We start from the raw sequence: 13172 nt of genomic DNA, 5'->3' as shown, positions 1-13172 counted from the left end.
ACGGAAGGGTTGTGATGAAACGGCGTACGAAGGGAATCTTGAGCGCGCTGATCGTGCTCGCAGTGATGCTTTCCTGCCTGCCTGCCCGGGCCGGGGACGCCTGGGAACAGGCGATCGGCCCCCGGGAGTGGAGGTTCCCCCGGGATCACGGCGATCACCGGCAGTTCAAGACGGAGTGGTGGTATTTCACGGGCAATCTGGTCGATGCCGCCGGGAACCGCTATGGATACCAGCTGACCTTTTTCAGGCACGGCATTCGACAGGCCGTCCCCCCACCCCGCAATTCCTGGTCTCTTCGCGACGTCTATCCCGCTCATTTTGCCGTCACGGATTCAACCCGGTCGAAATTCTTCTTTACAGACCGCATCAGCCGCTCGGGCCCCGGCCTGGCCGGTTCGCAAGAGGGCAGGATGAACGTCTGGAACCTGAACTGGTTCGCCCGGATGGAACAGGAGGAGATCCGGATCCGGGCCCGCCATGGTCAGACGGAGCTTGATCTGACCCTGAGGCCCGGAAAACCGCCCGTTCTGCATGGACAAAACGGCCTGAGCCGGAAAGGCCCGCGGGCCGGACAGGCCTCCTATTACTATTCCTTTACGGACCTGAAAACGGCCGGCCGGTTGAAAACAGCCCAAACGGGCAGGACCGTCGAGGTCCGCGGGACGAGCTGGTTCGATCATGAATTCGGCTCGAACACCCTGGCGAAAGATCAGACCGGCTGGGACTGGTTCTCCCTGCATTTTTCCGACGGCCGAGAGCTCATGATTTACCTTCTCAGAAAGCGGGATGGAACCCTGGAGAAGGAATCTTCGGGAACGCTGGTGGAAGCGGATGGAACATATCGCCATCTCGGGCTTTCGGAGATTGCGGTGAACGTCCTGGGGACCTGGCACAGCAGGAAAACAGGGGGCCGCTACCCGAGCAGCTGGCAGATCGATGTTCCCGCCGCCGATCTCTCCTTTCGGTTGGCCCCCTCCCTCCAGGATCAGGAGCTGACGACGGAGGGATCGACCGGCGTCAATTATTACGAAGGGGCCGTGGAGGGCAGGGGAGTTTTGAAGAAACAGGCGGTCACCTGCGAAGGCTACATTGAAATGACCGGATACGCGGGAAGCATCGGCGGCCTTTTTTAGCGGCACAACGGGAGATTTAACTCATCGGGATGTTTTCCATTGCAAATATCTCGGTTGGGAGAGATAGTAACAGAGCGATATGTAGACCAGGATCAAAGCATGACAGTGCGAAGATGGACAAAGGGGCCGCGCAGGGGATCGTCTTTGCCGGCAGCCGCACCATTGCTGACCCGGCCCGGGCCGATGCGCGAAGCGTTCAGGGATTGGTATTCAAACGGCGCTGTTTCAGGGATCGACTGGAACAGAGAAATCCGGAATTCGTGAGGAGGGAAGATATGAGACGCAGATGGTTGATCGCTTTCGTCATGATTGCTTTTGTTTCTTTAATCGGCTGCGAGACGCTGCCCACCGTGTCGGACGAGCACAAGGGGGCGGCGACGGGTGCGGGAATCGGCGCAGCCACGGGAGCCGTCCTGGGCGCGGTTGTGGGCAAGGACGCCAAGGGGGCTGTGATCGGCGGTCTGGTCGGGGCGCTGGTGGGGGGCGTCATCGGCCACTACTATTATGACCAGAGGCGCAGCGAAAATGACACGGCCAAGAAATACGGCTACGATGCAAGCCAAGGGACCCTGCTGAAAATTGAAGACGCCACGGCGACTCCCCGGATCGCCGAACCGGGCGGTACGGTGGAACTCAAGATGACCTATGCCTTTCTGAGCGATCAAAAGGACGTTCAGCACGAAGTCGTCGAAAAGAGGGAGATCCGGCTCGGAGGTGAACTCGTCGGGAATCCCGAGATAACGATGCAGAGAAGCGGAGGCACCTTCACGTCAAGCGTTCCCTTGACGTTGCCGGAGACGGCGAAAAAGGGGCTCTATATCGTTACCTACAAGGTCAAATCCGGCAAGGTCTCCGACGAAATGCAGACCTCCTTTACCGTCAGATAAGGATGAACACCGTGAGGTGGAAACGGCCCGCTTCCGGGCCTTTTCCACCCTTGCGGATTTCCGAAAACCCCGCCGCCCTTTCCTTCCCCTCTAAATTTTCAATAAATGCAATATTCCTCGTCGGGATCGCTGTAGACGCCCTGGCCGATAATCTCCACCGTTCCCGCGCATTTCCGGCAGAGGGGGAAATACGTGACGCCGTCCTCCTCCGGAACGATCACCTGTTCAACCCTTTTCTTCATAGCGGCGAAAACTCCGCCTTTTGCATCCACCTTTATAAACATCTGAACCCTACCGCCCGGGGTGCAGGAGAAAAAAAGCTGAAAAAAGAAAGTTAAGATGAAAATTGTGAAGAGTGAGGCTTTTCACTTGCATGGAGTTGTCCGTACCATTGATAGAACGATTCAAGAAGAAGTTTTTCAAGGAGAATCATTAGCGTGATATCTTCAGACGTCAAGGAAGAGCGTACATTTGGAGTAGCGATGCTCAGCCCGGATCTCAAGGTGCTGGCCATCAACAACCGGTTTCGGGAATGGTTTCCCGCACTGAAGATCGAGGATCAACCGCTTTGCTATAAAGTCTTTCGTTTTCATCCACGGGAGGGATCCTGCCCGAATTGCCCCGTCCTCAAAACCCTGGAAGACGGACAGTCCCATGAGGCGAAGATGGAAGTCTGGTCCCCCGATGGGATCAGGATTCTGCATGTCGTTTCAACGCCTCTTGCGTCCTCTTCGGACGGGCGGGTGACAGCCGTCATCGAGACCGTGGTCGACAGGACGGAGCAGGAAAAATCAACGGAAACGCTGATCCAGGATGCCGAGCGGATGGAATCGCTGCTGACCCTGAACTCCATGTCCGACCAGCCGATCGAAACGATCATCCCCTTCGCCGTTGAAAAGAGCATTGCCCTTACGAACAGCGGAATCGGCTATTTCGCCGTTCTCAACCACGACGAGACGGTGTTGACCATGAAATACTGGTCCCGGTCCGCCCATGCCGCCTGCAGGATCGCCGACAAGCCCCTCGTCTATCCCGTGGAAGAAACGGGCCTCTGGGGTGAGGCGGTGCGGCGGAGGAAGGCGATCATCACCAACGATTATGCCGCTCCAAGCCCGTGCAAGAAAGGGACGCCGGAGGGTCACGTCCCCATCATCCGTCACATGAACATCCCCATCTTCAGCGGGAATCGCATTGCCGCCGTGGCGGGAGTCGGCAACAAGGCCACGCCTTATGGAATGAACGACCTCCGTCAGCTGAAACTCCTGATGGACGGCCTGTGGCGCATCATCACCCGTAGGCAGACCGAGGAGGCCCTGCTGGAAAGTGAAGCCAAGATGAAGGCCATCACGGATTCCGCCCAGGATGCCATCACCATGACGGATTGTCAGGGGAAAATCTCCTATTGGAATCCCGCTGCCGAACGCATTTTCGGGTACTCGAGCGGGGAGGCGATGGGCCGGAATTTCTGCGACTGCATCGCACCCAAACGCCTTCATGAGGCGTATCAATCCGCATTCGGGGAAATTCAGCAGACAGGCCGGGGGGGCCTCATGGGAAAAACCATGGAATCGCAGGCCTGCCGGAAAAACGGGCAGGAGCTCGCCGTGGCCATATCGCTTTCTTCCGTCCAGGTAAAGGACCAGTGGCACACCGTGGCCATCTTGAGGGATATCACCGATCAGAAAATAGCCGACGAAACCCTGCGCAGCACCCTGGCGGAATTGGCGCAGGTAAACAATGAGCTTGAAAAGGCCATCGGCTGGGCCAACGAGATGGCCTTTGAATCACAGACCGCCAACATCGCCAAGAGCCAGTTCCTGGCCAACATGAGCCATGAAATCCGAACCCCCATGAACGGCGTCATCGGCATGACCGCCCTGCTCATGGATACCGACCTGTCAAAGGAGCAGCACGCCTATTGCGAAACGATCCATTCCAGCGGAGAGGCGCTGCTCGGCATCATCAACGACATCCTTGACTTTTCAAAGATCGAGGCGGGAAAGATCGAGCTGGAGGAGCTGGATTTCGACATCCGCAATACGGTGGAGGATTCTGCGGCAATTCTCGCCACGCGCGCCCATGAGAAACACCTCGAGTTCACCTGCCGCATCGATCCGGGGCTGCATACCTACCTGTGCGGCGACCCGGGACGCCTCCGCCAGATCCTGATCAACCTGGGAAGCAATGCCGTCAAGTTCACCGCCCGCGGCGAGGTTTCCTTCGATGTGGCTTCCGTGGAGGAAACGGACTCGCTCATCAGGGTGCGCTTCGAGGTGAGGGATACAGGTATCGGGATTTCGCGGGAGAAAATCGGCCTTCTGTTCAACCCCTTCCAGCAGGTGGATGCCTCGACGACGCGGCGCTTCGGCGGGACCGGCCTCGGGCTGGTCATTTCGAAGCGTCTGGCGGAGTTGATGGGGGGCGAAATCGGCGTGGAAAGTGTCGAGGGGCAGGGGTCGACGTTCTGGTTCACCGCCGTCTTCAAGCGGAGGAAGCCAGGCAGGGACATCGAAGCGGGACTTCCACGCGCCGATGTCCGCGGAGTGCGGGTTCTCGCCGTAGACGACAACGCCACCAACCGCCTCATCCTTTCCGAACAGCTGGATTCGTGGGGGATGCGCCATACCGAGGTCACAAACGGACCGGATGCCCTGTCGCTCCTGCGTGAAGCCAGCAAGAAAGGCGATTCCTACCGGATTGTCGTGACAGACATGCAGATGCCCGTCATGGATGGGGAGACCCTGGGGAAGGCGATCAAGGCGGACCCCCTGTTGAAGGATACCCTACTGATCATGATGACCTCCATGGGCAAACGGGGCGATGCCAGGCGACTGCACTCCGTCGGTTTTTCCGCCTATCTGACCAAGCCGGTTAAGCAATCCCAGCTCTTCGACTGCCTGTCGACCGTTCTTGGCCGGAGCATCCACCCCGGAGCAGCGGAAGATGTCGCCATGGTGACCCGGCATACGCTCAACGAGGCCCAGCGGCGGAAGGCCCGGCTTCTTCTCGTTGAAGACAATCCCACAAACCAGAAGGTTGCGCTGCACATCTTTGGAAAGCTCGGTTTTTCCGCCGACGTGGCGGGCAACGGACGAGAGGCCATCGAAGCCCTGAGAAGGGCGCCCTATGATCTGGTCTTCATGGACGTCCAGATGCCGGTCATGGATGGTTTCGCTGCGACGCGGATGATCCGGGACGGCCGGTCCGGTGTTCTTCATTCCGGGATTCCCATCATCGCAATGACTGCCCATGCCATGAAGGGAGACCGTGAGCGCTGCATCGGGATGGGCATGAGCGACTACATCCCCAAGCCCATCATGCCCGGGGTGCTGGCCGAGATGCTCGATAAATGGCTGGTCCACGCCCCGGAAGCCGCGGCTCCGCAGACGGCTCAAGCGTCATCGGGGGAGGCGGATCCGGTCTCCGGGCCGGTTGTTTTCGATCGGCAAACCCTTCTGGACCGGCTGCTGGGAGACCGGGAGCTGGTTAGAGAGATCTGCGCAGGCTACCTGGAAGAAATGCCGGAACAGTTTCAGCGGTTGAGGCAGGCCGTCGATCGGAACGACGGGGACCTGGTTGGGAAGATGTCGCACACCATGAAAGGCGCCGCGGCCAACGTGGGGGCCATGGCGCTGAGCGCCGCGGCCCTGAATATGGAAAAGACCGTAAAGGGCGGCCGGTTGGAGCAGATGGCCTTGATCCTGCCGGAGATGGAGCGGCATTTTGATGTCCTGAAAAAGCGCATGGAGGAAGATCTGATATGAAGGTTCTCATCGCCGAAGATGATTCCACATCGCGTCGAATTCTGACGGCCATTTTGAAAAAGTGTGGTTACGATCCCGTTGTCACGGAGGACGGTCAGGCGGCCTGGGACATCCTGAAGCAGGCCGACGCGCCGAAGCTTCTTCTTCTTGACTGGAATATGCCGAAAATGGAAGGCCCGGAAATCTGCCGCCTTCTGAGGCAGGAAAGGACATCGGATCCCCCTTATGTCATTTTGTTGACGAGCCGGGACGAGAAGGGAGACATCGTTCTGGGATTGGATGCCGGGGCCAATGACTACATCGTGAAACCTTACGATCCGAAAGAACTGCAGGCGCGAATCCGGGTCGGGGGGCGGATGATCGAGCTGCAGGCCAGCCTGGCAAAAGCCTATGCGGAGCTGAGCCACCAGGCGACCCACGATCCGCTGACCGGGGTGCTGAATCGACGCGCCGTTCTGATGAGGCTTTCCGAGGAGCTTGAACGGGCAAAGCGGGAGAAGGGGCGATTGAGCATCGGCATGTGCGACCTCGATCACTTCAAGAAGATAAACGACACCCACGGCCACCTGGTGGGGGATAACGTGCTGACCGCTTTCACCCGCTGCATTGAAGGCCAGCTGCGCCCATACGACAGTTTTGGGCGCTATGGCGGGGAGGAGTTCCTTGTGATTTCGACGGCGTCGGGAAAGGAGTCGGACGGGCAGCTCTATGAACGCCTCTGCAAGAGAGTCGCCGCCAATCGGATTTCCGGGCCGTCGGGGCCTGTTCCCGTGACGGTCAGCATCGGCGTTGCCGAGGCGACGGAACAAAGCTGTGTTGACGGGCTGCTTCGGGCTGCCGATGCGGCCCTTTACAGGGCAAAAGCCGAGGGCCGCAACCGGGTGGCCTATGCCCATGGCTCCAAGGCCGATCAAGCCGGGGACGGCGCTTCTGAATTGCAGCGCAAGTCTGCCGACATCCGGCAGGTTTGCGCCGCTGAAGTTGCCGGGGCGTAACTCCTCCGTTTGTCGATTAAGATTTCAGCTCCGACGTGCAGTTCGGGCAGCGGGTGGCGCCTTCCTTTTTCACTTGCCTCCTTTGGTAAAATTTCAAAAATATTAAGATCACGAATAAAGAATGTCAACCGACCGGCTTATTGACGGTTCTTTGGGGACAAGGTTCTCATCCATTCGGAAGAAACATATTTCTGGAATTGACGAAGTGTGTCGCTAGTGTTACACTGCATCAAAAAAGGAAAAATGATCATGCCTACCAGCAATCCGAGAGTAAACGTCGTGGTCGAGAAACCCCTCTATGAAATGATGCGGGAACTGGCAGCCAGTGAAGGCGTGTCCCTGTCCACCCTGGCCCGCGATCTGATCCGGGAGGCGATTGAATTGCGGGAAGATGTGGCGCTGGCCGCTTTCGCAGACGAACGGACGAAGAGTTTTGACCGGAAAAAAGCACTCTCCCATGAAGAGACGTGGGAATAGCCATGGCCTTTACCCTCTGCTATCACCCGGCTGTCCGTACCGAGGACTTGGCGCTCATCGACCGAAAAACGAAAGACCGGATCCGAAAGGCCATTGAAGAGCGCCTGCGGATAGCCCCCCACGAATACGGAGAACCGCTGCGTAAGAATCTGAAAGGATACTGGAAGCTGCGGGTCGGCGGTTACCGGGTTGTTTTCAGGATTGTCGAATTCGAGGTGGAAATTCTCGCAATCCGGAATAGACGAACCATCTATGAGGATATCGGCGGCCGGCTCTAAGCCGGTGGGGAATGCATTCCGGGGCGAAAAAACCGTGATGTTGGAAACCGTGTGAACCGATGGGCGTCTCGTTTTTGCCGCACTCTCAAGAGGATATATCCTCCACAACGGCATTTTCCTGCTCTGTCAGTCCATAGAGACCTCTGACCCGTTCTTCCACCTGCGCTTCCCATTCGCTGATGTCGGCTTTCGGATCGGCTTTTCTCGCCGTCAGGATCTGATCGACCAGGGAAACGATGGGGGCCTGGTCTTCCGGTGGAACATCCGGGATGGGAAGCTTTTTCCAGTCGTCGGGATAAAGATGGATGTTGCTGCGCCGGTTGGCGCGGAGAAAGTCACGTGCGACGGATGAGTTCATGACCGCCAGCAGGAATTTTACATGGAAGCGGCGGCTCGTCGCCTCTAGGGTTTCGCGCTGCGGTAGATCGGCTCGGCGCTTTTCATCGGCGTATCGTGCGGTTTTTTGAAGGGATCTGTTGCGGATGCCCTGCAAGAAGCGCCAAAGTACAAATGAAATCAATGTGTGGCTGTGATAAACGTGACCGTCGTCATAGGCTGCTCTGTTTATTGCCCCAGAAACATCAGCCGCTACAATTTTTTCAGGAACTTCATATAATTCTTCAAAAGTTGGCCGAGCAAGTTGTTTAGGAGAGCGCTCCGTGCCCCACTCTAGCCATCGATTCTGATTGTAAGACCACCTGTGAACGTCTTTCGCTTCTATATATGCTTTTGGATGATGCAAATCATTAGCAGTAGAAAGCAAATCTGCAACTTTAAACTTGCCACGAGCCATCTTTTCATCACTGTTTGGTCGGCATCCAAAACTGATATAGCAAATATCGCCTATTGCAATTGTGACGTTAGGTAAATTGATCTGATCTTTATCTTCCGGGAAGAACACCCGATAAGACAGGCGCTCCTGCTCATCCGTCGGCAGGAGTCGCACCTTGCCGAATTCACCCTTATGGAGCCGCCGAAGCGGACGGTTGGAATTTCCGTCGCGCTTCTCGAAAAAACAGATGACGTTATGGACCGATGCTTCATCAAACACATCCAGGCTGCCGATGAAGTCGATTCCAGTCACGGCGCTGTTTTTCAGGAACCACTCCTGAGATTTCCGGGCATACTTGGCATGGCAGTATGCATCTGAGACGATCATGGCCTCAACACCCGAAGGGGCGAGCAGCCGGTAGCCCAACTCCATGAACGGAATATACAGATCCCACTTTTCCCATACTGTCTCGTATTGCTCTGAATCGATGATGTTCCGACGCATGTTCAGATGTTCCTGGCCGGAGTCGGCCCGCATATACGGCGGATTGCCGATGACCACATCAAAGCCGGCAAACTCCCCGTTTTCATCCAGGACCTCGGGGAACTCGAAACGCCACTCAAAGGCATTGGTATAGATCGTCCGCTGCCTTTCGGAAATTTTCTTTTCCAGCTCTCCCGCCCGCTTCTGCAGACCCTGAAGTTTTTCCTGTCCGACCCGGTCGAAGTCAAAAACCGTCTGGGCGAGCTGGTTTTGTACTTTCCGATATTCACGCAGGTACCAGTCGACGGGAAAGGAAAAGGATTGCCACTGTTCTTTGAGAGATTCGATCTCCCGCCGAAGGAGGTTCTTGTGTTTCGACCCATCCGTGGAAAGTTTGTAGAGCCACACCTTTTCCTTGTACCGTTTGGTCAGATTGCGCAGTTTCTGCCGCTCCGGCGGTGCATAATGCGCCAGGGAAGCGCCGCTCTCCTGCAGGGCAAACCGGCTGATCAGGGAATTGCCGCTTTTGATGTTGATGTCAATATTGGGAAGGGTTTCCAGGGCTCCCGATTTGCTTCCTTCTTCTCCATCCTGACGGTAGTAGGCGTTTTTCAGGAGCTCTATCCAGAGCCGGAGACGGCAGATCGCAACGGATTTCGGGTTGATGTCCACCCCGAAGAGGCAATTTTCGATGACGGTCGCCTTTTCCCGGAAGAGGGTTTCCTGCACCCGCTGCGACTCTTTGTTACCGGGCCGATAAACAAAAGGTCCGTTTTCGTCCCGAACCGAAAGTTCATCGTTTTCAACGGTGATTTCATAGTCTTTCAGTAATCTTCCATCCTGGTCCATCAGGATTTGAAGTTCAGACTTGATTGCAATGATTTCGTTCAGGGCGGAGACCAGGAAGTGGCCGGAGCCGACGGCGGGATCACAGATCTTCAGGCTGTTGACGAGTTCGTTGGCGTTACGCCGTTGGGAGGGGGCAATGGCATTATAGACATCGGTGAGGTCGGCACATTTCCAGCCGTAATGGCGATTGAATTTTTCCATCACCGCCCGCCGGATTGACTCGCGGCTCATATACATCGTGATATAGCCCGGCGTATAGAATGAGCCGTCACGATAGCCGTTGATTTTTTCGAAGATGAGGCCCAGTACCGAGGCGTTGATGATCGTTTTGGGCGTTTCCTGAATCGGGGCGTTTCCTTCACTGGCGAAGTCGTAGGCATCGAGAAATTCAAAGAGATAATGAAGGGTTTTGCGGGTGCCGCTCGCCCTCCTGCCGGAACCGTCCTTCAACACCGTGGCAGGATAGAGAGGGAGTTCAAGACGATGTTTGAGATTGGAGATCTGGAGTGTCTGCCGTTCCAGATCGCTGAACTCGAAGAGGGAACTGTTCAGGTAGGGAATGTCTCCGAATTTGGACGCGATTGTCGCTGTTCTTTCCCGGGGGTGGCGGGCAAGGACCTCGAAGAACAACTCCTGCAGATCGTCGAAGTCCCTGATATGATCTCTGTTTAGAAAGGCGCCGATTGTGTCGCCTTGGTTCCAGGCAATCAGGCGACCTTCCAGCAGTTTGAGGAACAGGAGGCGATTGAGCCAGGTAATACACAACTCCAGGGCAATGCTGAAGATTTGTTCCTCCTCGCCGGGACCATATTCTGCGAGGTTTTCCATGGTCACCAGCGTCTGTTGTACCTGGAGGAGATTGATCGTGTTTTCCAAAAGCGAGCCTTCATCACGCCGCCCTTCAACTTTACGGCGAATGAGTTTCTTTCCCTTTTCCTTGACCTCCTCCAGCCCGATAATGTGTAACAGCTCGCCGTAAAAAGCTCGGTTCAGCGAGTTGCTGTCATTGGCAAAAGGCTGTTTCAGAAGGTGCCGGGGTGAGAACAGCTTGAACAGATCGATGAGTTTCCTGCTTTCGACCTTCCGAGCATTGATGATCTTCGCGTAGTTTCGCAGATCGAACCAGCAACAGGGGATCGCGACGTCAAGGGCGTCAAGCCATGGTTTGAGCACATCCTCATAAAAAAAGCGATTATCATGACCACCGGGTCTCAACTCCTTGAACGCCTTGACAAGCTTGGGATTCCGCCGGATATGCTTTTCGAACCAAACACCATCGAAGACGAACCATTCATCGGTATTCGTGACCAGCAGGTGCTTGATGTCATGATTATGTTCTTCAATCACCTGCTTGAGATAATACAGGATGATTTCATGAAAGGCCTTGGCATTGGGTTTTTCCCGCGTCATCATCTCCTGTCTGTTGACCGGGGTCTTGGTTTCTATCAGGACGGACACCGGGTCAGACGAAGATGGTCCGGTATAGATGGCCAGATCAATGTGATCGCTGGTATTTACGAGATTGGTGCGGCGGTACCAGGTGTCCTTGAGGAAATCGGCGATAAAATTCTTTAGGTGTTCTTCTCTCTCATCTGTACGCAGGCGTTCAAAAAGAACAGAAAGGTTTTCTCTGAATTTATCCAGCTCGTCGCGGCGGACGGTCTGTTTCGCGTAGGCCTTATTGATTGTCTGTCCGGGTGTTTTTAAGTCCAGTTTCATGTCACTTGGCCTTTTTCATCGTCGTGTGAGGCGGGAAAAATGAATATCAGGCGGATTCAGGAAAAAGCTTGTCGCAACCCTTATCATGTCAGCGACAAGAGGTCAAGGAACTCCATGTTTCGATAGGGAAAAGTGCTTTTTGAGGGACAGGGGGAATCAAAAAGCTCACGGAGAAGCGCCTGCCTGGGTCTGACAGGCAGGCGCTTCCGGGATTCCAGCGGTCTCAGCTCTTCAATTCAGAGGTGCAGTTCGGGCAGCGGGTGGCCTTGACGGGGATGGTGGAAAGGCAGTAGGGACACTCCTTGGTGTCGGGCGCCGCCTCGGCCTCGGGCTTTTCCATCCTTCTGCGGAGTTCGTTCATGTTGCGGATGACCAGGAAAAGGGCGAAGGCGACAATGACGAAGTTGACGATTGTATTGATGAAAAGGCCGTAATTGACGGTGACGGCTCCCGCCTTCTGGGCCTCGGCCAGGGTGGCAAAGGGGCCGGCGGTGGCGCCTTCCTTGATGATCAGAAACAGGTTGGTGAAGTCCGCGGATCCCAGAATCAGGCCCAGCGGGGGCATGAGGAGATCATCCACCAGGGATTTGATGATTGCGCCGAAAGCGACGCCGAGAACGATACCCACAGCCATGTCCACGACGTTTCCCTTTAATGCAAACTCCTTGAATTCCTTTAACATAGCTTCTCCTCCTCACAAATGTACTCTTTAAGAATCGGTTTCTCTTTACCAACTGCCAAAAAGACGCGCCTGTCGAACGGAAACATCAACCCCTGCCGCTACAGATAAGAACTTTCGCCGATCTCTTCGGGCGAAATTCTCCCGCGGAACACCCGGTAAGCCCAGGATTGATAAAAGATAATGAGCGGGACAAAAATGGCGGCCACAATGGTCATGACCTTCAGGGTGTAAACTCCCGACGCCGCGTTGGAAACAGTGACGCTGAAGGCCGGATCGGTGCGTGAAGGGAGCAGGTCGGGATAAAGGCCGGCAAAGCAGGAGGCCATCAGTAGAAGTATGGAGAGCCCTGAGGCCGCAAAGGCCTTGAGATAAGAGGACCTCTGAAGATGAACCTTGATCGCGAAAAGGGCCGCCAGGGTGAGGACCGGGAAAATCAGCAACACGCCATTCTGGAAAAAGGCGACGGGAAGGCGCGAATTGTAACCGGAGCCGACCACAAAAAGGATGACGGCGGCCATCAGGGGTATCCAGAACCGCCGAGCGAAGTCGCCGGCCCGCGCGGAAAGAGCACCCTCTGTTTTGAGGGCGATCCACAAAGCCCCGTGGACAAGAAAAAGGACGCAGAAAAGCACTCCGACCAGCAGTGCATAGGGATTGAGCAGCTCCATGAACGGCCCGCTGAAGCCGCGTTCATCCATGGGAAGACCCCGGAAGATGTTGCCGAAAAACACGCCGAAGAGAAACGCCGGCAAGGCGCTTCCGAATAAAATGCCGGCGTCGCATGCGGCCTGCCATGCCGGAGATTCGAGCTTTTCACGGAATTCGAGGGCCACGCCCCGGACGATGAGGGCGAACAGAACCAGCAGGAGGGGAATGTAGAAGGAGCTGAAGATGACGGCGTAGGCCGCCGGGAAGGCCGCAAAGGTAGCCCCGCCCGCCGTGACCAGCCACACTTCGTTGCCGTTCCACAGGGGGCCGAAGCTTTCCAGGATGGCCTGTTTTTCCTTTTCCGTCTTGCCGAGAGTGGAGAGAAGCATTCCCGCACCGAGATCGAATCCATCCGTTGCGAAATAGGCGGCCCAGAGCACTCCCAGAAGAGCAAACCACACGAGCGGATAATCCATGACGTCGTA

The 13172-nt window shown here is 56.0% G+C and carries 10 protein-coding genes; 6 read left to right on the top strand and 4 right to left on the bottom strand.

Translation table 11 applies throughout. The features are described 5' to 3' along the window. Window positions 1-14 precede the first annotated feature (14 nt). Window positions 15-1133 (top strand): lipocalin-like domain-containing protein, encoded by a 1119-nt coding sequence (locus ACJ77P_RS09305; protein ID WP_408998073.1) that lies wholly within the window; start codon window positions 15-17, stop codon window positions 1131-1133. Window positions 1134-1408: 275 nt separating this feature from the next. Beyond that, entirely contained in the window at window positions 1409-2020 is a 612-nt protein-coding gene (locus tag ACJ77P_RS09300; RefSeq protein WP_408998072.1) for a glycine zipper domain-containing protein, read from the top strand. A 98-nt stretch (window positions 2021-2118) separates the two neighbouring features. Here ACJ77P_RS09300 and ACJ77P_RS09295 read toward each other — a convergent pair whose 3' ends face one another. Continuing rightward, the gene (locus ACJ77P_RS09295; RefSeq protein WP_408998071.1) at window positions 2119-2262 is read right to left on the bottom strand and encodes a CRISPR-associated endonuclease Cas2; all 144 of its coding nucleotides are present in this window, start codon (window positions 2260-2262) and stop codon (window positions 2119-2121) included. 195 nt (window positions 2263-2457) lie between these two features. Here ACJ77P_RS09295 and ACJ77P_RS09290 point away from each other — a divergent pair, with 195 nt between their 5' ends. From ACJ77P_RS09290 to ACJ77P_RS09275, 4 genes are all read left to right on the top strand, one after another. After that, entirely contained in the window at window positions 2458-5784 is a 3327-nt protein-coding gene (locus ACJ77P_RS09290) for a response regulator (protein WP_408998070.1), read from the top strand. Beyond that, entirely contained in the window at window positions 5781-6779 is a 999-nt protein-coding gene (locus tag ACJ77P_RS09285) for a diguanylate cyclase (protein WP_367358893.1), read from the top strand. Before ACJ77P_RS09290 ends, ACJ77P_RS09285 begins: the two co-directional genes overlap by 4 nt. A 249-nt stretch (window positions 6780-7028) precedes the next feature. Next, window positions 7029-7256: a ribbon-helix-helix domain-containing protein gene (locus ACJ77P_RS09280; protein WP_367358894.1), complete on the top strand. Its 228-nt coding sequence runs from the start codon at window positions 7029-7031 to the stop codon at window positions 7254-7256. Then, window positions 7247-7534 (top strand): type II toxin-antitoxin system RelE family toxin, encoded by a 288-nt coding sequence (locus ACJ77P_RS09275; protein WP_408998069.1) that lies wholly within the window; start codon window positions 7247-7249, stop codon window positions 7532-7534. The genes ACJ77P_RS09280 and ACJ77P_RS09275 overlap by 10 nt, the downstream gene beginning before the upstream one ends. An 85-nt stretch (window positions 7535-7619) precedes the next feature. Here ACJ77P_RS09275 and ACJ77P_RS09270 read toward each other — a convergent pair whose 3' ends face one another. From ACJ77P_RS09270 to cydB, 3 genes are all read right to left on the bottom strand, one after another. After that, window positions 7620-11357, bottom strand: a complete 3738-nt coding sequence (locus tag ACJ77P_RS09270) for an Eco57I restriction-modification methylase domain-containing protein (protein ID WP_408998068.1) — start codon at window positions 11355-11357, stop codon at window positions 7620-7622. A gap of 223 nt (window positions 11358-11580) precedes the next feature. Continuing rightward, window positions 11581-12039 (bottom strand): large conductance mechanosensitive channel protein MscL, encoded by a 459-nt coding sequence (gene mscL / locus ACJ77P_RS09265; RefSeq protein ID WP_408998067.1) that lies wholly within the window; start codon window positions 12037-12039, stop codon window positions 11581-11583. Window positions 12040-12137: 98 nt separating this feature from the next. Further along, a complete protein-coding gene (cydB, locus tag ACJ77P_RS09260; protein ID WP_367358901.1) occupies window positions 12138-13163 on the bottom strand; it encodes a cytochrome d ubiquinol oxidase subunit II in 1026 nt (341 codons plus the stop codon). Window positions 13164-13172 lie beyond the last annotated feature (9 nt).

The organism is Syntrophus buswellii (assembly GCF_046097065.1).
GTDB lineage: Bacteria > Desulfobacterota > Syntrophia > Syntrophales > Syntrophaceae > Syntrophus > Syntrophus buswellii.
The sequence above is the reverse complement of the archived record's forward strand: the minus strand, read 5'-3'. Positions and strand labels throughout refer to the sequence as shown.